The sequence below is a fragment of the Barnesiella sp. An22 genome, from assembly GCF_002159975.1.
Classification (GTDB): Bacteria; Bacteroidota; Bacteroidia; order Bacteroidales; family Barnesiellaceae; genus Barnesiella; species Barnesiella merdigallinarum.
This window is the reverse complement of sequence record NZ_NFJR01000007.1, coordinates 88,538-112,952: the sequence shown is the minus strand read 5'-3', so window position 1 is coordinate 112,952 and position 24,415 is coordinate 88,538. Positions and strand designations below refer to the sequence as shown.

The window sequence follows — 24,415 nt, the reverse complement described above, 5'->3', positions numbered from 1 at the left end:
ACTATAAAATTATCCAACTAATTCATATACAAAGTTTTTATCTCCACCTTTTGCTCTACCTCGAACGGTAATATTTTGCCGTTTTTTGCGTGCCGGGGGAAAACAAAAAATCCTGATTTCCAAGTGAAATCAGGATTTTACTTTCTTTTGCTTTTCTTCAAAGTGGTGCCACCAGGAATCGAACCGGGGACACAAGGATTTTCAGTCCTTTGCTCTACCATCTGAGCTATGGCACCTTGGTTTTGCGTGTGCAAAGATAGAACTATTTTTTATTATCCTCCTAATTTTTTGCCATAAAAATGAAAATGATGGAGATTTTGATAAGAAAAACGCGAAAATTTAGGGAATCATTTTTGCTTTTCTCAAACTTTATGTATCTTTGTCCCCGCAAAACAAAGTGCGGGGTGTAGCACAGTTGGTTAGCGCGCCACGTTCGGGACGTGGAGGTCGGACGTTCGAGTCGTCTCACCCCGACTTGCAATCGCAATCGCTTGAAATCGAAGCGGTTGCGATTGTTGTTTTAAAGCTCGACCGGCGGGGAGGGGGCGGCTGTTGCATTTCTTTTCGGAGAAAATGGGCCGAATGCTTGTGAGAGCCAAATATTTGTTGTACTTTTGTGGGCTGATTCTGATATGGGCTCAAAAAGAGGTGCCACGGTTGGCCCCGCCCGGCAGAGATAAACGTAAAAATAAAAAGTAAAAATGTACGTTATTGTTGAGATTCAAGGACAACAATTCAAAGTAGAAAACGGAAAGAAGTTGTTTGTCCACTATTTGGGAGCAGAGCATGGCGCCGTTCTCGAGTTTGACAGAGTATTGCTCGTTGACAAAGACGGAGCAGTAACCGTAGGCACTCCCACCGTAGAAGGTGCGAAGGTCGTATGTGAGGTTGTTTCGAACGACGGATACGGTAAGAAAGGCCTCGTAAAAGGTGAAAGAATTCTTGTTTTCAAGAAGAAAAGAAGAAAAGGTTATCGTCGCTTGAACGGTCACCGTCAGTATTTCACCGAAGTGTTAGTTAAAGAAATTGTTGCTTAACCCTATTAAACTTCTAAGAAAATGGCACATAAGAAAGGTGTTGGTAGTTCTAAGAACGGTCGTGAATCGGAAAGCAAACGATTGGGTATCAAAATTTTCGGCGGTCAATATGCCAAGGCCGGAAATATTCTGGTACGTCAAAGAGGTACAGTACATCACCCGGGTGAGAACGTAGGTATGGGTAAAGACCACACGTTGTTCGCTTTGGTAAACGGTACGGTAGTATTCCGCAAACGTCAAGAGAACCGTTCGTATGTATCGGTTGTACCGGCAGACAATAACTAATAAAGAGTTATAACCTATGTATAGAAAGCGTGACCGCTCGCAAGAGCAGTCACGTTTTTTATTTTTGTACGGGAGGGAATGCAGAGCGCGGGTTTCGTGGATGGAGTGTGGTATGGCAGTGGTGCTGTGCGTGTCGGTGATGTGCCTATGCCGGCGGTGGTGGCTGCTCTCGTATGTGGGGGGGGATGGGGAATGCAATAGTTGCTCCCTCTCCGATGCCGGCGGTGGATAAAACGAAAGGGCCCGCATCGGTGTGATGCAGACCCTTTTTTAATCTTTCACGTGTGTGCTTCTTATGCTTCGTGGATAGCGTCGTTAGGACAAACCTCGGCGCAAGTTCCGCAGCTCAAGCATTTTTCGGGATCAATTTTGTAGATATCGCCTTCCGAGATAGCTTCTACCGGGCACTCGCTAATGCAAGAACCGCAAGCAACACAGTTGTCATTAATTACGTAAGCCATTGTTTTTTAGTTTTTAGTTTGAAATAATTAGATCTAATTGCACCACAAATGTAGTACTTTTATTGCGATTGCAAAAAAAATGAGGAGAGATTTTCTGGCGTAAATAGAATTCTTGCGAAACAATAACCCCGTTGTTTTTCCGTTTGATAATTAGTTACCCGATGATGGAACGATGGTTACATAGAGGCTCTGTGGGGCGGCCGATATTTCGTGGGCGAAAGTCGGTCGTGCGTTGGTGCGTGGGGGTGGTAGCGCTCTTGTCGCTGGCTGGCGGCACGGTGTGGGCCCAACCTCGCAAGGTGCAGAATTTGCCTTATGCCGACTACAAGCTGCTGCATCTGGGCTTCTCCATCGGTACGCATGTGCAGGATATGACTTTTGTGCATTCGGGCTTCGTGACCGAGGGGGGAGAGAGTTGGTATATGGATATTCCCGATTTTTCGCCGGGTTTCAACGTGAACCTCATGGCCGACCTCTATCTGTGCCAATACCTCAACCTGCGGGTGTCGCCGGGCATATTCTTTGGCAACAAGGTGGTGAAATACCGCGAGTCGAACTCGCAGGCGACTCAGACTCAGGACTTGAAGTCGAACTATATCGTGCTGCCCGTCGAGCTGAAATTCAGTGCCGAACGGTGCAACAACTACCGGCCCTACCTGATTGGCGGGGTGATGGCTACGGCAGACGTGTCGAAGAAGCGGAACGACTTCCTCAAGCTGAACACCTTCGACGGCTACTTGACCATCGGTATCGGGTGTGACCTCTATCTTCCCTATTTCAAACTGATTCCCGAGCTGAAGTTCTGCTTCGGGCTGACTGATGTTATCAACCGGAAACGCAACGACCTGCGCGATCCGGCCGACATCAAGTATACTCAATCGCTGAAGAAGGCGACCTCAAACATGGTGGTCTTGTCGTTTTATTTCGAATAATCCTCGATAGAGTTGTAGATAACCGAGAAGAGTTCGGGCCGTATGTTGAGCTCGGACAGGGCGTTGTGCGACCGCGAGGGATAGACTCGGTTGCAGAGGAATATGTAGATGAGCTGTTGCTCGGGATCTATCCAGAAGCAGGTGCCGGTAAAGCCCAGGTGGCCGACGGTGGCAGGCGATGCCTCGAGTGCGGTGGGGCTTTTGTCGGGCTCTTTCGTGTCGGGTTTGTCAAATCCCAGTCCGCGGCGGCTGGTGGCGCTCTTTTCGGTCATGAAGCGGTGCACGGTCTCGGGCGACAATATCTGCTCGCCGCCGTAGCTGCCGTGGTTGAGCCACATCTGGCACAGCTTGGCCAGGTCGTTGGCCGAGGAGAAGAGTCCGGCATTGCCCTGCACACCGCCGAAGAAGGCGGCCGTCTCGTCGTGCACATAGCCGTCGAGCTGCTGGTGGCGGTAGAAGAGGTCGTTTTCGGTGGGGGCAATCCGCTCGATGGGGAATCGGGTGGCCGGGCAGTATCCTGTGGTGCCCATGCCCAGCGGTCCGTAAATATGCTTTTGCAGGTAGCGGTCCATGGCTATCCCGGTGGCACTCTCGACCGTCTCTTTCAACAGGATGAAGTTGAGGCAACTGTACAGATAGCGTTTCGTGGGACGTAGCTTGGTGTCGATGATGCGGGCGATGAGGGTGTCGGGGAGCGATGCGGAGCCGTAGAGGTCGTGTGCTATCTGGATGGGATATTGGGCCGACTGTCGGGTCGAGAGCAGGTCGGAACGCAACCGGGCGTTGCGGTTGCCGAAGGTGCAGCCGTCGATGGGTATCGAGTAGGTGGCATCTTTCCGGCGGTTGAACAGGGGCGGGGTGAAGCTCTGTGGGTCGATGAGTATTGCCGAGACTTGCAGCGAGGGGCGCATGCCGGTCTCGTGAAACAGGGCCTGGCGCAGGGTAATATCCTTTTTGTCGCTGTTTCGCAGCGGTGCAAAGTAGTGGCTCATGGGTCGCTCCAGCATAATGCGTCCGTCGTCATAGGCTTTCATCACGGCAGGCAGAGTGCCGGTGGCTTTCGATACCGAGGCCAGGTCGTAGAGGTCGTCGGTGGCGACGGGGTGGGCGTGAGTCTCGTAGTCGAAATAGCCGTAGGCCTTGTTCCAGACCACCTCGCCTTGACGGGCTACGACCAGTTGGCAGCCGGGGAAGGCCTCGTGAGCGATGCCCTCGGCAATAATCGAATCGACCTTCGACAGCACCCGGCTGTCCAGGCCTACCGACTCGGGCAGGGTGTAGCCCAGGCGGCACTTCTCGGTGCGCAGGCCATCGCCTTCGTCGAACGAGCCCTCGAGCTTGACGGGCAGTTTGCCCCGGATAGCACAGCCGCCGAAGAGGGCCTGTGCGGCATACTCCTGAGCCAGCGGCGTATCTTCATAGGCCAGCAGCAGGGCCCGGTTGTGGGCCAGCTCGTGGCTCAACCGGTTCATCTGGTAGGGCGAGAGGAAGCAGACGGCAATGGCTTTTCCGGTCTGGCAGAGGCGGCCGATGCGGGCTCGGTATTGCGTCTTGTCACTGTGGATGGCTACAATCACCCGGTCGTAGTGGCGCAGGGTGTCGAGCAGGACGGTCAGGTCGGTAGAGTCGTCGAACTGTCCCGGCTGTGGTGCATACAGTTTCGTGGTGGTTTGGAATACCGATTTTGTATCGCTACCCACCGATACGACCGCAATTCTCGATTTGTCCAGATGCGTGATGGGGAGGGTGTGGTGCCGGTTGTGCAGCAGGGTGAGCGCTTCGGCATTGAGCCGGCGGTTCAGCGCCTCGTATCGGGGAGCGTTCAAGTCGGCCGTCAGCCCCTCTAGGTCGACCGACTTTTGCCGGGCCAGCCCCAACGCATATTTGTAGCGCAGTACCTTTTTGCATTTCTCGTCGATGAGGCTTTGCGGGATTTTCCCCTGGTCGATGGCTTCGCGTATGGCTTTGAGTTGGGCCTCGGGCCGCAGCGGGTTGAGCACGATGTCGTTGCCGGCCTGGATGGCCAGCAAGGCGGTGTTGCCGAAGGTCGATGCCCCTTTCATCTTGAGGGCATCGGTGAAGACAAGCCCCTCGAATTGTAGCGAATCGCCCAGCAGGTCGTGGGTGATGGTCCGCGAGAGCGAGGCCGGTCGACCCGAATCGTCGAGTGCGGGAATATTCAGATGACCCACCATCAGCCCCGACAGGCCGCTGTCGATATACCGCTTGAAGGGGGCAATCTCGACCTGCATCAGCCGCTCGCGGCTGTGCGGTACGAGAGGTAGGGTCTTGTGCGAATCTTCCGAGGTGTCGCCGTGACCCGGGAAGTGTTTGGCTACGGCCATCACCCCCTCGGCCTCGAGTCCGCGGGCATAGGCGATGGCTTTGGTCGAGACGTTGTCGAGCCCTTGCCCGAACGACCGTTTGCCGATGACCGGGTTGCGGGGGTTGCTGTTGACGTCGAGCACCGGGGCAAAGTTGACCTGAATGCCCATGCGGCGGCACTGGCGGCCCACGGCGCGTCCATATTCATAGAGCAGGGAGTCGTTCTGGATAGCCCCCAGCATCATGTTCACCGGGAATCGGGGCGTGTCGGAGAGGCGCATGGCCAACCCCCACTCACCGTCGAGAGTGATGAGCAGCGGCACCCGGGCCAGCGATTGGCAGTAGTTGGTGAGTGTGGCCTGGTCGGTGGCGGTGCCGGCATCGAAGAGGAGGCCGCCAATTTTCAACTCCTGCACGAGCCGTTTCAACGACTGGCGGTTTTGCGGCGTATCGCTGTTGCGCACGGTGATGACGAACAGTTGGGCGATGCGCTCGTCGGGGGTGAGGGTGTTGAATACCGAGTCGGTCCATTGCTCCATTTTTTGCGGGTCGGCCTTTTGCAACAGATGAGGTTCGACCGCTTGGACAGGCAGGAGCCAGAGAACCAGGAGTATCGCCGTGCAGACAACAGAGTGTTTCATATCGCGTTATTGAGGTTTAGCCGGGGTGATGCGCGCTTCGTCCAGCGCCGAAATGGCGCGTTTGGCCTGAGTCGCTTTTTCGATGTAGTTGATGACCACGTCGCGCAGGAAGGCGGCGCTGTTTTTCCGCTCGGTAGCCTTCAGACACGGGGTCATGTGGTCGCCGCCGTTGGCTACGTAGTCGATGGTGGCTATCGAGTAGATGCGGTTGTCGTCGAGGGGGGCGCCGTCGATGGTGAGGTTGGCGGCTTTGTCGTCGGCTATGGTCATGCGCACCTCGTGGCTTACGGCCTCGCCGCCTCGCGAGGCGATGATGTCGAAGAGGTCGCGCAGGTCGCTCCCCTTCAGTTTAATGAGGCACAGCGTGTTGTCGAAGGGGAATATCGAGTAGATTTCGCCGAGGGTGATTTCGCCCTGCATCAACGGGTTGCGGATGCCGCCGATGTTGGTGATGGCCAGGTCGACCGGTTGCCCGAATACCGACGGAGCCTCGCTCTTGATGATGTCGGCCGAGAGGTTGGTCAGCAGCGAGCCGGGCCGTTTGGGCTCCATGTATTGGCTCGAGGTGCCTATGACGATGCGCATCACGCTGTCGACGCTCGTTTTGTATTTGCTCACGATAGCCTCCATTTGGGGCTCGGGAGTCTGGTTCCAGTGGGCATCGACGGGAATCAGTCGAGAGGTGATGTCAAATTCGGGTCGCGAAGCCGTGCAGGCCGAGAGAAGCCACAAGGCGGCCGCGAGTATGCAGCAGGTATGTTTGTAAGTCGTTTTCATGAGTGTGCAGCTTGATTATTTGTTTTTGGAATCTATGGTAATGCAGCCCAGGTAGGCTCCGCTCATGCCGGTTTGGGCAATGACCACGTCGCGCCCTTGGCTGTTCTTCACACGGTAGCGCAGTGTGGAGTCGGGGGTGGCGTCGATTTTCTCGGGGTTAATCTCGGTATGCGAGTGGCCGCCGATGATGATGTCGATGTCGGTGCTGGCCGCAGCCACCTGCGGGTCGGTCGTGTCGCTCTTCTCTTGAGCCGTATATCCCAGGTGCGAGAGCACCACCACGAGGTCGGCCCCCTTCTCACGGAGCAATCGGGCCGTGCGGTTGGCCGCTTCGATGGGGTCGTGGAATACCACCCCTTGGCACGACTCGGCCGGGATGAGGTTCTCGGGGTTGACGTTCAGCGCCAGGAATCCCACCTTGTAGCCGCCGATTTCGCGGATGACCCAAGGCTTCACCAGACCGGACAGCGGGGTAGTCGACAGGTCGTAGTTGGTCGAGATGAAATCGGCCGTCGAGCCCTTGATCAGTTGGGCCAACTTCTCCATGCCGGCGTCGAACTCGTGGTTGCCCAGCGTGCGCACGTCGTAGCCCATGGCATTCATCGCCTCAAACTCGGCATCGCCTTTGAACAAATTGAAGTAGGGAGTACCCTGAATGGCGTCGCCCGCATCGACCAGCAGCACGTTGGGCTCGGCGTTGCGTATGCTGTCGATGACCGCCATGCGGCGCACCACGCCGCCCAAGTCGCCATACGTCTTGTGCGAAGGGGCAAAAGGTTCTATCTGGCTGTGGGTATCGTTGGTGTGGAGAATGACGATACGCCCTTGCTGAGCCTCGGCACAGAAGGCCATCGAGAGGCAAATAGCCGCGATTCCAATAATTTTCTTTACCATAAATTGCGTGTATATTCTTGAATAATTTGTTGTTTCGATTGGACGAAATTACAAATTTAGAGAGGATATATCAAACGGGGAGTATGAAATTTATCGGTCTCGATTGTTTTTATCTTCAGCAGAAGCCTGTTGTCGAGTAAAAAAAGCGGGTATCTCTTGGCTATGTGCCGAAAAAGTTGTTACTTTGCACCGCTTTTCGTAATCTCTGGCAGGAAAAGTGGCCTGTTATATTACGTTTCAGTATGAACATTTTAAATAGCTATTAAAAATGGATTTAGTTAAGATTGCAGAAGAAGCATTCGCATGCGGTAAAGAGCACCCCGATTTTCGCAGTGGTGACACGATTACCGTATCGTACCGTATCAAAGAGGGAAACAAGGAGCGTATCCAGCAATTCCGCGGCGACGTTATCCGCATCTCGGGTCACGGTAACAAAAAGCGTTTCACGGTTCGTAAGATGTCGGGCAACGTGGGAGTAGAGAGAATCTTCCCCATCGAGTCGCCGTTCATCGAAGAGATCGTAATCAACCGTCGTGGTAAAGTGCGTCGCGCCAAATTGTATTATCTGCGTGCACTCACCGGTAAAAAAGCCCGTATCAAAGAGAAGAGAGTTTAATCTCTTTTTGGAGGCATATAAAAACCGCATCGAGCAATCGGTGCGGTTTTTATGTTTTAAAGTTACGAGGTGGGGAGGATGGCATAATGATAATATTACGAAATCCCCATAAATAGGGGCTTGTAGAGTTGTTAATTAAAGAAAAACGATTATCTTTGTATATAGATTCATTAACTGGAGGAATAGCTATGAAAAAGGTAGTGACACTGTTGCTTTTGTGGTTGAGTGTGTTCCCTGTCTTTGCCGAAGAGTATAAGACGGTTACATGCTATGAGGCGGGAGGTCTTGATAAAATCCTTTCTGAGGAAGAGCTCAAGACGATAACCCACTTGAAGCTGGTCGGGAATATCAATCATCTCGATTTGTATTATGTGGGGCAAGCGAATGTTGTTCAGTATTTGGATATTGAAGATGCGAAAGTTGGCATAATCAATGGTTGTTTTTGTAAAAACAGTTCGTTGAAGGAGATTCGTTTGCCGGAAACTTGTTATTCAATAGTCAATTCATTTAAAGAGTCGGCCATTCAGAAAATAAATCTGGATTGGGTGACGGCCGAGATATATTCCAGTTTTGTGTCGTGTCCTCAGCTAAAAGAAATAGGGAAAATTGCGGCCAAGACGACTTATGACTCTTTCAAGAATTGTGCGATTGAAACGTTGGAGATATCGGATAATGTGACGGTAATAGGTGCATATTCTTTCGTGGATTGTCCTTCGCTTTGTAGTTTGCAGTTCCCTGAGCAGGTAACGGAAATCGGGGAAAACTCTTTTACGAATTGTGCGTCGCTCCGTCGCGTGCAATTGCCCGATCGCTTGACAAAAATAGGGGAGAAATCGTTTTCCGGATGTGAGTCGCTGGACGAGATTTCCATGATGTCGAATGTCGTTCCTACGTTGGGAACCGAAGGAAACTGGGTGTCGTGCTTTGATAATGCTACGAGGGTTGCTTGCCGTTTATATGTGCCGATAGGATGCCGGGAGAAATACTCGGAGGCTTGGCGATTTGAACGTGTGGTAGAAATCGATAATTTGAGCTCTGGAGATACGTTGCGATGGGACATTGAATATACCGACCTTCATGTGGAAACACCGGGAACGTTGTCTTCGAAGTTGACCTCCGAGAGCCTGATTCAAGCAAAAGGCTTTCGGATAACCGGGACATTGAACAAGGATGATCTTACGGTTTTGAACAATTTGTCGAATACGGCTTCTCTTCATGTCCTCGATTTACGAGGGTGCCGTATGGAGGGCGATTCTATTCCAGCGTCTGCTTTTTACGGGTCTCAGATCAGTGAAATCTATTTGCCGGAGAGTATTACGAAGATAGGTAGTCGTGCGTTTGCCGCATCGGTATTGAAATGGTTGGATATTCCAGCTGATAATCATATTGACTATATTGGTGATAGAGCATTCAGTTCGTGCTCGCAACTTTGTTCCGTATTGTCTTTCCCGCAGGTGACGGCGATAGGCAACGAAGTATTTAATTATTGCCTGGCGTTGACCGAGGTGTCACTTCCCAAGGTGACGCGTGTGGGTGCGGGTAGCTTTTATAATTGCTGGAGGCTGAAAAAAGTGAAACTGGGTAATATAGAACCGGTCGATAATCAATTGGTTATTTCGGCTGCAATCGAGTCGGTCGGTGAGGGTGCTTTTGGCGGATGTAAGCAGCTCAAGTCGGTCGATATGTCGGCCTCTTCGTTGCAAAGCCTTCCCCGCAAACTCTTTTTCGACTGCGCCTATTTGGAACAGGTCTCTTTGCCCCAGTCGTTAACGCAAATGGGCGATTCGGTATTTGCTTGTACCCGATTGGCGTCGATAAATGTGCCGAGCGGGGTGACTCAAATTCCCGAGGGGTGCTTTGCCGGGTGTAGTAATTTGTCGCAGGTAAGACTCTCGCCGCAAACGGTTTCTGTTGGTGACTATGCATTCACTTCGTGTAGCTTTGCTTCTTTGTCACTTCCTGCTGCTGTGCAGAATCTGGGTGAGGGGTGTATACGCAATTGTGCCGAGTTGACCGACTTTCAATTCCCTGAAGAGATGACCGAAGTGAGTCGGGCATTTTTCGATGGTTGCCTTTCGTTGCGGCATGTGACTCTGTCGCCGGTTACGACCCGACTGTCGGCCGGGGCTTTTAGAGGTGTTGGCATAGAGTCCATAGAGCTCCCGGAAAGGTTGGAGTCGATAGGCGATTCCTGCTTTTTGGATTGCAGCCGGTTGACCGCTATCGTTCTTCCCGAAACGGTTTCGGAGATAGGAAAAGCGGCTTTTGGCGGTAGTGCTTTGAGCAGTATAGTGATTCCGGCGTCGATTGATACCATTCGGAGCAGTACATTCTCGGGATGTACGCATTTGTCTCAAGTTTCTTTACCCAAGGGTCTTAAACGGATAGATGATTCGGCTTTTGTTTCCTGTTCGTCGCTGCAGTATATTACTCTATCCGATTCAGTGGAACTGGGCGATTATGTATTTGCAGGAGCGGGCTTGAAGCTCTTTACGGTGCCAAGTGTGAATGAAAATGTACCGCGAGGTCTTTTGTCGGGCTGTGATAATCTTGAAGTGGTTTATCTCTTGAGTAGTGTGAAGAAGGTGGGATATTCGTTCTTGGAAGATTGTGTGAACCTCAAGAAGGTTTATTTGCAAGCCCCTGTACCTCCCGAAACAGAGGTATATGAAGATTATCGCTATGGCCGCTTTGGATATGAACTATATGCCACATATGCACCTTTTACCAATGTGCCTAAGAGTTGTATGTTGTATGTGCCGCAAGAAAATTATTACGACTATTGGAACAATGGAGGATTGTGGAAGGAGTCGTTTACCATGGAGGGTATGGATTTCTCGGGAATAGAACAGGCTGAAAACGGCTTCAGGATAATTACGGAGGATGGCAATGGACTTACTATTTGCTTGGATCGTGCCATGCCCGTAGTCGTGTATGACCTTCAAGGCCGGTTGGTTGCCCAGATGAGCGGCGTGGCTGGCGATAACAGATTACCGCTCGATAGAGGTGTCTACATTGTTTGTTGTGGTACGAATCGAGTAAAGGTATTGTGCCGATAATGTGAAACGGTAGTGACTTGGGTCAATCCGTTTCAATCCGATACGGGGGCTCTGCCGATGGTGTGCAGGGCCCCTGCTTTTTGTGCGATTGTCTCGAGGCTGAGCCTGCTCAAGGATGGTGAGTTTCAGGCAGGGTGTGCGATGTAGCTTCGGGCAAAGCGCAGAAAACAGGCTCTGTCCCTTAACGAATTGAAATAAATTTTGCGATGCCCGCGGTTTGCACTATCTTTGCACCGTCTATGCAAGGGGCCGGGTTGGCAGCATGGCCGGTGAGGCTGTGGCGGTGTAAGCCGGTGAGGTGCAGGACAATTTGACAGCCCCGGGTCGACAGCCTCGGGCCGAGCGGCGGGTGTGAGCCTGCCGGAGCTGTTTCGGCACTGTTTTTGCCGATGAGAGAATAGAAGATAAATAACTCTAAATAATAGAAGAGATGAGCAAAAAAGCACTTTTGATGATTCTCGATGGTTGGGGCATCGGCAATCATTCACACGCAGATGTAATCTACAATACCCCCACTCCTTATTGGGACTATCTGTTGAAAACCTATCCTCACTCGCAACTGCAGGCCAGTGGCGAAAATGTGGGTTTGCCCGACGGTCAGATGGGTAACTCGGAGGTAGGTCACCTCAATATCGGTGCCGGCCGCATCGTTTACCAAGACCTGGTAAAGATTAACAAGGCTTGTGCCGACAACTCTATCCTGCAGAACAAAGAGATTATCTCGGCCTTCTCGTATGCTCGCGACAACGGCAAGAACATGCACTTCATGGGCTTGACTTCGAACGGTGGCGTACACAGTTCGCTCGACCACTTGTTCAAACTGTGCGACATCGCCAAAGAGTATGGCTTGGAGAATACCTTCATCCACTGCTTCATGGACGGTCGTGATACCGACCCCCACAGCGGCAAGGGCTTCATCCAGGAACTGGAGGCTCACTGCGCCACGTCGGCCGGTAAGGTGGCTTCGATCGTGGGCCGCTACTACGCCATGGACCGTGACAAACGCTGGGAGCGTATCAAAGAGGCTTATGACCTGTTGGTAAACGGTATCGGCCGCAAGTCGGACAACATGGTACAGGCCATGCAGGAGTCGTACGATGCCGATGTAACCGACGAATTTATCAAACCTATCGTCAACTCGACCTGCGACGGTCGCATCAAAGAGGGCGATGTGGTTATCTTCTTCAACTATCGTAACGACCGTGCCAAAGAGCTCACCATCGTGCTCACGCAGCAAGACATGCCCGAGGCCGGCATGCACACCATTCCCGGTTTGCAATACTACTGCATGACTCCCTACGATGCTTCGTTCAAGGGCGTGCACATCCTCTTCGACAAGGAAAACGTGCACAACACGCTGGGCGAATATCTGTCGAAACAGCACAAGAGCCAGCTGCACATTGCCGAGACCGAGAAGTATGCCCACGTAACCTTCTTCTTCAACGGTGGTCGCGAGGCTCCGTTCGAGGGTGAGGACCGTATTCTGGTTCCGTCGCCCAAGGTAGCTACCTACGACCTGAAGCCCGAGATGAGCGCCTACGAAGTGAAGGATAAGCTGGTAGCCGCCATCAACGAAAACAAATACGACTTTATCGTTGTGAACTACGCCAACGGCGATATGGTAGGCCACACGGGCATCTACTCGGCTATCGAGAAAGCCGTGGTTGCTATCGACGCTTGCGTGCGCGATACGGTCGAGGCTGCCAAGGCCAACGGCTACGAGGTAATCATCATTGCCGACCATGGTAATGCCGACAATGCCGAGAACCCCGATGGTACGCCCAACACGGCACACTCGCTCAATCCCGTGCCGTTTGTCTATGTGACCGAGAACAAAGAGGCTCGTGTCGAGAACGGTATTCTGGCCGATGTGGCTCCCTCGATTTGCCACATCATGGGCTTGCCCCAGCCGGCCGAGATGACGGGTCACGACCTGTTGAAATAATAGAAATCAATGTTTGGAATATGCCGGAGTGCCAGTTGTGCACCCCGGCTTTTCTGCCTTATACTAACCGATGAAAACAACCGTAACCGAGGAGATTATGCTACAAGTAGGCCAAGCTCTGGTGAGCCTCGACGTCATAGAACGATTTTTTATTTGTAACCTCGAGAAGTGTCTGGGTGCTTGTTGCGTCGAAGGCGATGCCGGTGCCCCCATCACCGAGGAGGAGCGTTGTAAACTCAAGGAGATTCTCGATGTCGTGTGGGACGATTTGCTGCCCGAGGCCCGGCGGGTTATCGAGCAGCAGGGGGTAGCCTATGTCGATGAGGAGGGCGACCTGGTCACCTCGATTGTCAACGGCAAGGATTGTGTCTTTACCTGTTACGACAAGAACGGCATGTGCCAGTGTGCCATCGAGAAGGCCTATCGGGCCGGGAAAATCGATTTCTACAAACCCATCTCGTGCCACCTCTATCCCATACGGTTGAAGGAGTACCCCGACTTCTCGGCCGTGAATTACCACCGTTGGAAAATCTGCAAGGCCGGCGAGGTGCTGGGCCGCAGCGAGAAGGTGCGGGTATATGAATTTCTGAAAGAGCCGCTGATTCGTCGGTTTGGCGAGTCGTGGTATAATGAACTGTGTGAGGCTGCCGAAGCCTATTTGCAGCAGTATGGCGAGTAATCCGGTAAAATACAGCTATAAACAGATATGGCACATTGCCTATCCTATCCTCATCAGCCTGGTGATGGAGCAGCTCATCGGCATGACCGATACCGCTTTCATGGGCCGGGTAGGCGAGGTGGAACTGGGCGCGTCGGCCATTGCCGGGGTCTACTACATGACCTTCTTTATGATAGCCTTCGGCTTTAGTCTGGGGGCCCAGATTATCATGGGGCGTCGCAACGGCGAGGGCAACTACACCCGTATAGGACCCATTTTTTACAAGGGGACCCTCTTTCTGCTGGGAGTGGCGCTGGTGCTGTTTGTCTGTTCCTATTTCGTTTCGCCCATTCTGCTGGCCCCGTTCATCAAGTCGCCACACGTCTACGAGGCGGCCATGAGCTATATCCACTGGAGGGTCTACGGTTTCTTCTTTGCCTTTGTGGCCGTGATGTTCCGAGCCTTCTTTGTGGGGACTACACAGACCAAGACCTTGACTCTCAACTCGGTGGTGATGGTGCTGTCGAATGTGGTCTTCAACTATATCCTCGTGTTCGGCAAGCTGGGATTCCCGGCTATGGGCATTGCGGGTGCCGCCATCGGGTCGTCGCTGGCCGAGCTGGTTTCGCTCATCTTCTTTATCGTCTATACCCGCATGCGGGTCGATGTCCGCAAGTATGGCTTGGATGGTTTCAGTCTGCGTCGAGGCGACTCGTTGCGTCACATCCTGAATACCTCGGTATGGACCATGATTCAGAATTTCGTGTCGATGTCGACCTGGTTTCTCTTCTTCATTGCGGTCGAGCATCTGGGCGAACGGTCGTTGGCGATTACCAACATCATCCGCAACGTGTCGGCGCTGCCCTTTATGATAGTCATCACCTTTGCCTCGACCTGCAGCACGCTCATCAGCAACCTGATAGGGGCGGGCGATGCCCGGTATGTGCGGGGTACGATGGGGCAGTGCATACGCATGGCCTATCTCTTTGAGTTGCCGCTCATCCTGTTTTTCGTCTTTTTCCCCACCCTTATCCTGCGTATCTATACCGATATGCCCGACCTTATATCGGCCTCGGTTCCCTCTCTTTTCGTACTCTGCTCGGCCTATCTGTTTATTGTTCCGGGCAATGTCTGTTTTCAGGCCGTCTCGGGCACGGGCAATACCCGCATGGCCTTTCTGCTGGAACTGGTCACGCTGCTCATCTATATCGTCTATGTGGTGGTGATGATTTTTTACCTGCGGGTCGATGTAGCCGTATGCTGGACCACCGAGCACGTGTATGCCATCGGCATTCTGCTGTTTTCGGCCGCCTACATGAAGTGGGGTAAGTGGATTGATAAAAAGATATGAGAATAAGGCTGTTCCCTCTCCAAGACAATCCTTTTGTGTGCAGTCGCCTTTTTTTCTTACGGAAATAAAAATGATAGAATGGTTGAAGGTTTAGATAATTTTAGTATCTTTGTTGCATAGATGTAATGTAAGGGGATGTGGTTGATGGAGTTTAAAATTGATAATTGAGATTTTTTTATGGTAAGAAAAGTGCTGATAGTGTGTGCGTTTGTTTGCACCTTCTTTTTGTCGAAGGCGCAGGATACGACTGTGGCACCTTACCAGTTGCCCGATATTCCCGACAGTCTCACTACTCCCGATGTAAGGAGTGAATATCTGATAGAACATTATTGGGATAATTTTGCAGTAGAGGATAGGGCCTATTTAGAGGCACCGTTGGTGGTCGAGCAGGCATTTGTCGATTTTACTTCAATCATGCGCATCACTTCGCGAGAAAGTACGATGAAAGCGATTGCAATTTTGCTGAAGCGGGCTTCGAGCGATGGTGACATCTTGTTGATGTATGCCGACATAGCTGACAAGTATCTGTACAGCGGTGGGGGAACCTTTGTGAGTGACGAGGCCTATTTGCCTTTTGCCGAGGCTGTGGCCGAGTCGAAGAAGGTCGACGAGTTGCGAAAGTTGCGTTATATCTATCAATACGATGTGCTGACGAAAAATCAGGTAGGTATGACGGTTACCGACTTTGAGTACAAGTTGCCCGGTAAAGATAAGAAGTACCGCATCAAAAAGTTGAAGTCGCCTTATATTCTGCTATACATCAACGACCCCGAGTGTGAAGATTGCTCGTTGGCTACCTTGCGGCTGAGTGTGTCGCAGGCCTTGCTGCAAGAGATACGCGAGGGGCGGCTTACGATATTGTCGCTTTATCCCGATGGCGAGACCGAAGAGTGGCTGGCCGGTGTGGCCGACTATCCCAAAGAGTGGGTGGTCGCTTCGATGGAGAATGGCGAACGCTGTTTCGATTTGCGAGTTATGCCGGCACTCTATTTGCTGGATAAAGATAAAAAAATAATTTTGCGCAATACTTCGCTCGAAGAGGTGGAACAGACCCTGAAAGCGACGAAAGAGAAATAAAGAAATAGACTTTGTGGTTTTGATTCATTTTATTGTAGGACGATGTGAATCGTCATATTTTGAGATCCCCTCTGTGCGTGAGCATAGTTTTTGACCCAATAACACCTGAAAAGGAAGAATCGGCCACAAAGTCTTTTTTTATTTTTCTGTTCGAGGGTGCATATTTCTTGCCTCGTAAAATCCAATGGTACGATATTTTCTTTATCTTTGAATGAGATAGGAGTCGGTTCGGGGTAAAAAGTATCTGAAACCAGTTTCAATATTTTATTCTCCCCCTCACCTTTCACTATCTTTTCAGAAGATAGGAGTCGGTTCGGCAGAGCCAAATATTGAAAACTACGTTTCCTGTTTGTCTCTGCTCTCACCTTTCACTATCTTTTCAGAAGATAGGAGTCGGTTCGGCAGAGCCAAATATTGAAAACTACGTTTCCTATTTGTCTCTGCTCTCACCTTTCACTATCTTTTCAGAAGATAGGAGTCGGTTCGGCAGAGCCAAATATTGAAAACTACGTTTCCTGTTTGTCTCTGCTCTCACCTTTCACTATCTTTGTTTCTTATAAAACCAGTGAGCTGTGGAAAATCGTATCAAGTTAAAGGTATTGGGATTGACATATAGTCAAGTGAAGAAGGGAGCATACGCTCTGGTCCTTGCCGAGGAGGAGGGACCCCGTCGCATTCCCGTAGTAATAGGTGTATCCGAGGCCCAGTCGATAGCCATTTCACTCGAGGGCATCATTCCGCCTCGACCCATCACCCACGATCTGTTTGTAAGTTTTGCCCATGGTTTCGGCATACGGTTGAAAGAAGTTTGCATTTATAAATTGGAGAACGGAGTCTTCTACTCCGAGATGGTTTTCGACGATGGTACCCGCGAGATGCGGGTCGACGCTCGTACGTCCGACGCTATAGCCATTGCCTTGCGTACACGCTCCGATATTTTTGTCATGCCCGAGATTATCGAGGAGGCCGGTTTCGTTTATGAAGAGGAGGAGGCCGATGAGCATTCTCCCGAGCGTAGTCGCGAAAAGGAGGTCGTAAAAAAAGAGGAGCGGGACTTGTCGGCCTGTTCGCGTAAGGAGTTGAAGGAACGGCTCGAAAAGGCTATTGCCTCGGAGGCTTACGAAGAGGCAGCCCGTATACAGGAGGAACTGAATAAAAGAGACAATCGCTTGTAAAAACAGCGATATTTTGGTAGCTTTGCCTGCTAATCTAAGCCATGCAAGGGTATAGGATAAGGATCGTAATACAAAACACAATTATATGAAAAGTATCAAACTGCGACTCATAGTAATGAACTTTCTCCAATTTTTTATTTGGGGATCTTGGCTCTGTACATTGGGGCTCTATATGACTACGCCTACCGAAGAGGGGGGGCTTGCTTTCGACGGAGCTCTTGTAGGCAGCGTGTTTGCCTTGTCGGGTATCGCTTCGCTCATCATGCCGGCTCTTATCGGTATCGTCTCCGACAAGTGGATCAATGCCGAGCGCTTGATGGGCGGCTTGCACTTTGTGGGAGCCATCGCCCTTTTCAGTGCGGCATTCATTTCGGACTATGACTTTTTCAAGATAGCGATGCTGGTCAACATGCTTGCCTATATGCCTACGCTGTCGCTCTCCTATACGGTGGCCTACAACGCCATCGACAAGGCCGGCCTGGACCGTGTCAAAGACTATCCGCCGGTGCGGGTGTGGGGTACGGTCGGCTTTATCGTAGCCATGTGGATCGACAACTTCACCGGCTTCAGCGCCAACAACGGACAGTTGCTCATGGCCGGGGTTGCTTCGGTGGTGATGGGTTTCTACTGCTTTACTCTGCCCGCCTGTCCGCCGGCCAAGGCGATGAAGAACAACGGCCTCCTGTCGATGCTGGGGTTGGATGCTCTGGTGCTTTTCAAGAACTACCGCACGGCTGTGTTCCTGCTCTTCTCGTTCCTGCTGGGTGCCGCCTTGCAGGTGACCAACATGTACGGTGTGCCTTTCCTCGATAGCTTCAAAGCCACTTCGCCCGACTCTTGGGCCGTGAAATATTCGGTTATCCTTTCGTCGCTTTCGCAGGTATCCGAGACGCTGTTTATCTTGGCCATTCCCTTCTTCATGAGCCGATACGGCATCAAGCGGGTAATGATTATCAGCTTCACCGCCTGGGTGCTTCGGTTCGGGTTCTTTGCCATTGGCGGCCCCGAAGGCTTCTCGGTGCTCTTCCTCATCTTGTCGATGATTGTCTACGGCATGGCTTTCGACTTCTTCAATGTGTCGGGCTCGCTCTTTATTGCCGATGAGGCTTCCGAGTCGATCAAGGCTAGTGCACAGGGTATCTTTATGATGATGACCAACGGCTTGGGTTCTATCGTGGGCGGTTACGGTGCCGGATGGGTAATCAAGGCCCACACCACGGCTGGTGTGACCGACTGGACGGCCTGCTGGACCATCTTTGCCGCTTATGCTTTTGTAATCGGTGTGCTGTTTGCGCTCACCTTCCACTACAAACATCAACGCACGGCTCAGGCCAACGCTTAATCGACAGTTGATGCCATGCAGATATTCTATGCTCCCGATATAGAGACCGTGCACGAGTTGCCCGAAGGCGAGAGCCAGCATTGTGTGCGGGTGTTGCGCATGAAGGAGGGCGACGAGATTGGCATTATCGACGGGCGGGGTACCCGCTATCGGGCCGAGATTGTGTTGGCTCACCCCAAGCGATGCGGCGTGCGGCTGCTCGAGAGGGAGGCTGCTCCCAACCCTTGGACCGCCCGGGTGCATGTGGCCATTGCCCCCACCAAGAACCTCGACCGCATCGAATGGTTTGCCGAGAAAACCACCGAGATAGGCATCGATGCCATCACGTTGTTGCGTTGCCGTTTCTCGGAGCGGAAGGAGTTGAAGACCGAGCGCCTGAACAAGATTCTGGTTTCGGCCATGAAACAGTCGCTCAAGGCGGTGCTGCCGCAACTCTCCGAGATGACTCCCTTTGCCGAGTTTGTGGCCCGGCCGTTCGACGGCCAGAAGTTCATAGCCCACTGTTACGACGAGGGCGACCGCAAGGAGCTGACCGAGCTCTATCGGCCCGGTGAGAATGCCCTGATACTGATTGGCCCCGAAGGCGATTTCAGCCCCGAGGAGGTGGAGCAGGCCATCGCCTGCGGCTTCCGCCCCGTGATGCTGGGCCCGAGCCGCCTGCGCACCGAAACAGCCGGTCTGGTGGCTTGTCACACGATACAACTGATGAACCAATTAAACCCGAAATAATGAAACTCGAAAAACTGAAACATACCGACAGCGGCAACTTCTTCCTGCTGGCCGGCCCCTGTGTAATCGAGGGGGAGTCCATGGCCATGGAGATTGCCGAAAAGATTGTGCAGATAACCGATGCGTTGCAGATTCCCTATGTATTCAAGGGTTCGTATCGCAAGGCCAACCGCTCGCGTCTCGACTCCTTTACCGGTATCGGCGACGAGAAGGCTCTGAAGATTTTGCGCCGGGTGGGCGAAACCTACCAGATACCGGTGGTGACCGATATACACACGGCCGACGAGGCGCGCATGGCGGCTCAGTATGTCGATGTGTTGCAGATTCCCGCCTTCCTGTGCCGGCAGACCGACCTGCTGGTGGCCGCTGCTCAGACGGGTCGCGTGGTGAATATCAAGAAGGGGCAGTTCCTCTCGCCCGAGGCGATGAAGTTTGCCGCTCAAAAGGTGGTCGATGCCGGTAACGACCGGGTGATGATTACCGAGCGGGGTACCACCTTCGGCTATCAAGACCTGATTGTCGACTATCGCGGTATCCCGGTGATGCAGAAGTTCGGTTTCCCTGTGGTGCTCGACGCCACTCACTCGCTGCAAAAGCCCAATCAGGATTCGGGTGTGACCGGCGGCGTGCCCGAACTCATCGAGACGATAGCCCGTGCCGGGGTGGCCGTAGGGGTCGATGGCCTCTTCATGGAGACACACCCCAATCCCCGCGAGGCCAAGTCGGACGGCGCCAACATGTTGCCGCTCGACCGGCTCGAAGGACTGCTCACCCGGTTGGTGCGCATCAGACAGACCATTAATGCGTTTGACAAAAAATAGAGAAAAATAAAATCCGATTTCGGGAGGGGAGCGACGGTAACCGTCGACCTCTCCCTTTTTTCAAATATGCCGTATGAAACCGTCGTATACGGACGGTATCGTCGGTCCTGAAAATAGTGTTATGAGTCACAATACCCTTACCATGCTGGGCACGGGCAATGCCATCGTTACCCGTTGCTACAATACTTGTTTTGTGTTGAGTACCGAAACCTCGCGATGTCTGGTCGATGCCGGGGGAGGAAACGGGGTGCTTTCGCAGCTCGAGAAGGCGGGCATCGACCTGAGCTCCCTGCACGATATGTTTGTCACCCACGCCCACACCGACCACATACTGGGTGCCGTGTGGGTAGTGCGCATGATTATCAACCGCATGAAGAGCGGCCGGTACGAAGGAGCCTTCACCGTGTATGGCCACGACAAGGTGCTGACGGTACTCGACTGGATATGCCGTATGACCCTCTCGGCCAAAGACCGGGCCTATCTGGGTAATGGGGTACTCTTCCACGAGGTGAAGGACAAGGAGCGTTTCGAGGTGGGCGACATGCAGTTTCAGTGTTTCGACATCCTGTCGACCAAGGAGAAACAGTTTGGTTTCCAGGTAGCACTGCCCGGCGGGCAGCGGTTGGTATGCCTGGGCGACGAGCCCTACAACGAGGCCAACCGGTCGTATGTCGAGGGGGCCGACTGGATGCTGTGCGAGGCCTTCTGCCTCTATCGCGACCGCGACATCTTCAAGCCCTATGAGAAGCACCACAGCACGGCGCTCGAGGCAGGGAGCCTGGCCGAGCAGCTGCGGGTAAAGAACCTGTTGCTCTACCATACCGAAGACCGCAACCTGGCCACCCGCAAGGAGCTCTACCGGGCCGAGGCGTTGCTGCACTTTACCGGGCGGGTTTTCGTGCCCGACGATTTGGAGACGGTCGAGCTGTCGTAGCCACCGTACACAACCGCGTGTAAATGGCTATGCGACCGTTTGTTCATTCGGAGAAATGTTTGTATTTTTGCCCTGAAAAAGAGTTGCCGACAATGGGGTCGGCCGTTCGTCCCCGAAGGGTGAAACGAGGCCGGTGCCTGTCGAATATAGGCGGGCCGATTCTCCCGATGTGGAATTTGCCGGCAGGGCAGCTCGGAATAGTATAAATGCAAAAACAGAAAAGGGGGTTCACGATGGGTGTACGACGTAACTGTATATGGGGAGTTGTTTTATTGGGTCTGTCGGTCGTTTCGGCTCCGGCTTCGGCTGCCGACGACGATCTGGTGAAAGCCATGATGGAGGTTTATGCCGAAGAGCTGGCCGCCAATCCTCAAGACTACCGGACCTATTACAGCCGCTCCATGGCCTATTTCGGACAGGGCGAAATGGAGAAGGCTTTGTCGGATATAAACAATGCCATCAAATATTTTCCCCGCCGGGAGAAAGACGACTTGGCCCAGGCCTATCTGCTGCGGGCCAAGATTCTGACGGTGAAGGGGGAGAACAAGCCGGCCCTGACCGACCTGAACAGTGCCTTGCGTCTGGTTCCCAACCATCGGCTGGCCTTGAAAGACCGAGGCGACCTGCTTTGCAAGATGGGCCAATACGACTTGGCCAAAATCGATTACAGCCAGTTGTTGCGGATGGATACCCGCAGCCAGAGTGCCTACATGGGGCTGGCCCGGGTCGAAGCACACGTCGGGCAACCGGTGCGGGCCAAAGACCTTCTGGCTCAGGCGGTGAATCTTTCGCCCAAAGATCCCATGGTCTACCTGGAGCGTAGCGAAATCTACAAAGAGATGGGGCTGTTGCCCGAGGCGGTCGACGATCTGGTCTACGCCGTATCGCTCGACGACGGACGTTCGGGTGCCGTGCAGCAGTTGGTGGCTTACAGCAACGAGGCTTACAGCGAGGTGATTGCCGGGCTGAACCGGAACATCGAGCGATTCCCCCGTCAGGGCATGCTCTACTATGTGCGAGGTTCTATCTATAAAGACCATTACGACTTCAACTTGTCGTTGCGCGACTGGAATACGATTCTCTCCGAGAACTTCTTCAACTTCCACAGCATCTACTACAACCGGGCCTATTGCTTGTCGCGTCTGGGACGCTTCGACGATGCCCGCAACGATATTAAGCGGGCCCTCGAGAAAGATGGCCAGAATGCCGAATACTATCGGCTGCAGGCCGAAATCGAACGCGGTGCCGGCGATTTGGTGGCTGCCGACCAGGCTATCCGGCAGGCTGCCGTATACGATCCGTCGAATGTGCAGGTGTGTATCGAGCGGGGTATGATTGCTTACGACGAGGGGAATTACATCGATGCTATCGGTTACTACAACGAGGCTATCGCCGTAGCTCCTACGATGCCCTATCTCTATCTGCTGCGGGCCTACGTGCAGGAGTATGGATTTGAAAACCGGGCCGAAGCCGAGGCCGACTATCGCAAGGTGCTGAGCCTCGACGACCAGTCGACCTACTATGGCGACAACCTCAAGGGTATTGCCTTTGCCCGCCTGCATCAACCCCAGGAGATGGCTCGCTGGGAGAGTCGGCTGCTGCAGTCGGGTACGGTGCGCAATATCGACTATTTCTATTTGGCCTGCATGTATGCCATGACCGATGCCGACAAGGCAATCGGCTATCTCGAGAAGGCCTTGCAAAGCGGTTTCGGCGATTACAACCGGATAGCCATAGACCGCTATTCGTCGGTTTCGCTGTTGCCTGTCCGGCATCTGACCCCGTATAGCGAACTGCTGCAACGCTATCACTCTCTGTTTGGAAAATAGGTATAGCCTCTTTTCCCTTCCCCAATCACATCCTGAGGCTGTTTGTCCCTGAGGCTGTTTGCTCCATGGCCGGGACCTTCTGTCTTCTGTGTCGCCGGGTTCCGAATCGAGTCGTTCGGTCACACTCCTGTGTGCCGAGGTAGGTAGCCCTCTTCTTCTCCCGGGGAAGGGGCGACTCGTTCTCTGCCGGGGGGATGCCGTCTGCTTTTTGTCGGCAGGCAGCTCTTTGGGATGGACTGTACAGAGCGGAGAGGAATAAAAAAAAGCACCAACGCACGTTGATGCTTTTTATAGAATGAAGCAGTTTGTTTTAATGGAAATGATTCAATTTTTTGTTGTTGTTCTAATTTTGGGGTTATTATCTTATTCTCAGAACCTTCCCTTCACGCAGGATAGCGTTTCGTTTGATTCCGTTCAGTTTGCATAATTGGTTGATGGAGACACCGTATTTGCTGGCTATTCTCGACAGCGAGTCGCCTTTGCGTACGCGGTACGACACATATTTGGCACCGTTGTTGGTCCCTTTGTTTCTGCTGTTTTTGTATTTCCCGTATCCCAGACTGCTGGCCAACTCTTTGGGGTTGAAGGTGTAGGTATCGGTGTGGGGTACCTGGTTTACAAAGTCGAATATCTTGTTGGGGTTGATGTCCATACCCAGGTAGCGAGTCTCGAAGTGGAGGTGCGGACCGGTAGAGCGGCCGGTGTTTCCACCCAGGGCGATGGGGTCGCCCACTTTGACGATTTGGTCGGGCTCCACCAGGAATTTGGAGAGGTGACCGTAGATGGTCTCGAGACCGTTGTTGTGGCGGATGATGACGTAGTAGCCATAGCCGCGGCGCTCGTAGCGGGTGAGCCGTACCTTGCCCGAGAAGGCGGCACGCACCGTATCGCCGATATGGAGCGAGAGGTCTACGCCCCGGTGCATGCGACGGCGACGCCAGCCGTAGTTCGAGGTGATGTGGCTGATGATGGGCATGCAATATTCCGATACGTCGATGGTTTCGGTTTCGGGCAGTTTTTCGATAGGAACTTTATAGGGGTTTACCCACGTCTGATCCCAGTTGTCGCCATATACATCCGACCCGGGGAACTCCTCTTCCTCCTCTTCGAGCATCTCGAGCAGGGCAATCGAGTCGACCAGATTGATGGACTTGTGAATGTTCTGCTGACCGGCGATGAGGTCTTGATGCAGTTTGGAGTGTTGTTGAGTAGAGAGATTCCTATTGTGTTGGGCATTGAGTGTGCCTAACGAGAATGCAAGCAGCAGTGGGAGGATACAATGTTTTATTTTTCCGAAATACATTTTAATTTGTTTCTGGCCCGAGCCAAGTCCTAAAAAAATAGAGAGTCAAAAAAAGACTTCCAGTAATCTAAACTATGATATGGGTGTGCTTTTTTCAAACGCACTCTTCAAAGATAATGATTTTTGGGGAGAAGTGTTCTGGGTGGTTAACAAAATTTAGTCTCCCTCTATGGGGTGATGGTAGATTTTACGTATTATCTATTTGATTTATAATAAATTATGAA

At 52.6% G+C, this 24,415-nt stretch carries 20 protein-coding genes and 2 tRNA genes; 16 read left to right on the top strand and 6 right to left on the bottom strand.

Annotated features, from left to right (window positions below):
- Positions 1-163: 163 nt before the first annotated feature.
- A tRNA-Phe gene (locus tag B5F38_RS08840) sits at positions 164-236 on the bottom strand.
- A 164-nt stretch (positions 237-400) separates the two neighbouring features.
- Between B5F38_RS08840 and B5F38_RS08835 the strand changes: the two genes are divergently transcribed.
- The 3 genes from B5F38_RS08835 to rpmA all read left to right on the top strand — a co-directional run bounded on the left by B5F38_RS08835 (position 401) and on the right by rpmA (position 1,322).
- Positions 401-474: transfer RNA gene (locus B5F38_RS08835), tRNA-Pro, on the top strand.
- Between the two features lie 227 nt (positions 475-701).
- Positions 702-1,037: a 50S ribosomal protein L21 gene (gene rplU / locus B5F38_RS08830; protein ID WP_087408927.1), complete on the top strand. Its 336-nt coding sequence runs from the start codon at positions 702-704 to the stop codon at positions 1,035-1,037.
- Positions 1,038-1,058: 21 nt separating this feature from the next.
- A complete protein-coding gene (rpmA, locus tag B5F38_RS08825; protein WP_025278985.1) occupies positions 1,059-1,322 on the top strand; it encodes a 50S ribosomal protein L27 in 264 nt (87 codons plus the stop codon).
- Positions 1,323-1,615: 293 nt separating this feature from the next.
- Here rpmA and B5F38_RS08820 read toward each other — a convergent pair whose 3' ends face one another.
- Positions 1,616-1,783, bottom strand: a complete 168-nt coding sequence (locus B5F38_RS08820) for a 4Fe-4S binding protein (RefSeq protein WP_087408926.1) — start codon at positions 1,781-1,783, stop codon at positions 1,616-1,618.
- Positions 1,784-2,010: 227 nt separating this feature from the next.
- Here B5F38_RS08820 and B5F38_RS08815 point away from each other — a divergent pair, with 227 nt between their 5' ends.
- Positions 2,011-2,715: a porin family protein gene (locus B5F38_RS08815; RefSeq protein ID WP_241147837.1), complete on the top strand. Its 705-nt coding sequence runs from the start codon at positions 2,011-2,013 to the stop codon at positions 2,713-2,715.
- On the opposite strand, the gene B5F38_RS08810 is transcribed toward B5F38_RS08815, so the two are convergent.
- From B5F38_RS08810 to B5F38_RS08800, 3 genes are read right to left on the bottom strand one after another with little or no spacing between them, the layout of a single operon-like run.
- Entirely contained in the window at positions 2,703-5,681 is a 2,979-nt protein-coding gene (locus B5F38_RS08810; RefSeq protein WP_087408924.1) for a glycoside hydrolase family 3 N-terminal domain-containing protein, read from the bottom strand. The two genes, B5F38_RS08815 and B5F38_RS08810, sit on opposite strands and share 13 nt — an antisense overlap.
- A gap of 6 nt (positions 5,682-5,687) precedes the next feature.
- The gene (locus B5F38_RS08805; RefSeq protein WP_087408923.1) at positions 5,688-6,458 is read right to left on the bottom strand and encodes a 5'-nucleotidase; all 771 of its coding nucleotides are present in this window, start codon (positions 6,456-6,458) and stop codon (positions 5,688-5,690) included.
- A 15-nt stretch (positions 6,459-6,473) separates the two neighbouring features.
- On the bottom strand, positions 6,474-7,352 hold the full coding sequence (locus B5F38_RS08800; RefSeq protein WP_087408922.1) for a bifunctional UDP-sugar hydrolase/5'-nucleotidase: 879 nt from the start codon (positions 7,350-7,352) through the stop codon (positions 6,474-6,476).
- A gap of 268 nt (positions 7,353-7,620) precedes the next feature.
- Between B5F38_RS08800 and rplS the strand changes: the two genes are divergently transcribed.
- From rplS to B5F38_RS08735, 12 genes are all read left to right on the top strand, one after another.
- On the top strand, positions 7,621-7,968 hold the full coding sequence (rplS, locus tag B5F38_RS08795; RefSeq protein ID WP_025278994.1) for a 50S ribosomal protein L19: 348 nt from the start codon (positions 7,621-7,623) through the stop codon (positions 7,966-7,968).
- A gap of 188 nt (positions 7,969-8,156) precedes the next feature.
- On the top strand, positions 8,157-11,027 hold the full coding sequence (locus tag B5F38_RS08790; protein ID WP_143240947.1) for a leucine-rich repeat domain-containing protein: 2,871 nt from the start codon (positions 8,157-8,159) through the stop codon (positions 11,025-11,027).
- A 430-nt stretch (positions 11,028-11,457) separates the two neighbouring features.
- On the top strand, positions 11,458-12,972 hold the full coding sequence (gene gpmI / locus B5F38_RS08785; RefSeq protein WP_087408920.1) for a 2,3-bisphosphoglycerate-independent phosphoglycerate mutase: 1,515 nt from the start codon (positions 11,458-11,460) through the stop codon (positions 12,970-12,972).
- Positions 12,973-13,069: 97 nt separating this feature from the next.
- A complete protein-coding gene (locus tag B5F38_RS08780; RefSeq protein ID WP_087408919.1) occupies positions 13,070-13,651 on the top strand; it encodes a DUF3109 family protein in 582 nt (193 codons plus the stop codon).
- Positions 13,641-14,981: an MATE family efflux transporter gene (locus tag B5F38_RS08775; protein ID WP_087408918.1), complete on the top strand. Its 1,341-nt coding sequence runs from the start codon at positions 13,641-13,643 to the stop codon at positions 14,979-14,981. Before B5F38_RS08780 ends, B5F38_RS08775 begins: the two co-directional genes overlap by 11 nt.
- A gap of 177 nt (positions 14,982-15,158) precedes the next feature.
- Positions 15,159-16,058, top strand: a complete 900-nt coding sequence (locus B5F38_RS08770; protein WP_087408917.1) for a DUF5106 domain-containing protein — start codon at positions 15,159-15,161, stop codon at positions 16,056-16,058.
- A 572-nt stretch (positions 16,059-16,630) separates the two neighbouring features.
- Positions 16,631-17,233: a bifunctional nuclease family protein gene (locus B5F38_RS08760; protein ID WP_087408915.1), complete on the top strand. Its 603-nt coding sequence runs from the start codon at positions 16,631-16,633 to the stop codon at positions 17,231-17,233.
- Between the two features lie 85 nt (positions 17,234-17,318).
- Entirely contained in the window at positions 17,319-18,575 is a 1,257-nt protein-coding gene (locus tag B5F38_RS08755; RefSeq protein ID WP_087408914.1) for a nucleoside permease, read from the top strand.
- A 15-nt stretch (positions 18,576-18,590) separates the two neighbouring features.
- A complete protein-coding gene (locus tag B5F38_RS08750) occupies positions 18,591-19,304 on the top strand; it encodes a 16S rRNA (uracil(1498)-N(3))-methyltransferase (RefSeq protein ID WP_087408913.1) in 714 nt (237 codons plus the stop codon).
- Complete coding sequence (gene kdsA / locus B5F38_RS08745) at positions 19,304-20,125, top strand: 3-deoxy-8-phosphooctulonate synthase (RefSeq protein ID WP_087408912.1); 822 nt, start codon at positions 19,304-19,306, stop codon at positions 20,123-20,125. The genes B5F38_RS08750 and kdsA overlap by 1 nt, the downstream gene beginning before the upstream one ends.
- Positions 20,126-20,246: 121 nt before the next feature.
- A complete protein-coding gene (locus B5F38_RS08740) occupies positions 20,247-21,059 on the top strand; it encodes an MBL fold metallo-hydrolase (RefSeq protein WP_087408911.1) in 813 nt (270 codons plus the stop codon).
- Positions 21,060-21,292: 233 nt separating this feature from the next.
- A complete protein-coding gene (locus tag B5F38_RS08735) occupies positions 21,293-22,888 on the top strand; it encodes a tetratricopeptide repeat protein (protein ID WP_158096861.1) in 1,596 nt (531 codons plus the stop codon).
- A gap of 358 nt (positions 22,889-23,246) precedes the next feature.
- Here B5F38_RS08735 and B5F38_RS08730 read toward each other — a convergent pair whose 3' ends face one another.
- The gene (locus B5F38_RS08730; protein ID WP_087408909.1) at positions 23,247-24,191 is read right to left on the bottom strand and encodes a M23 family metallopeptidase; all 945 of its coding nucleotides are present in this window, start codon (positions 24,189-24,191) and stop codon (positions 23,247-23,249) included.
- Positions 24,192-24,415: the final 224 nt, after the last annotated feature.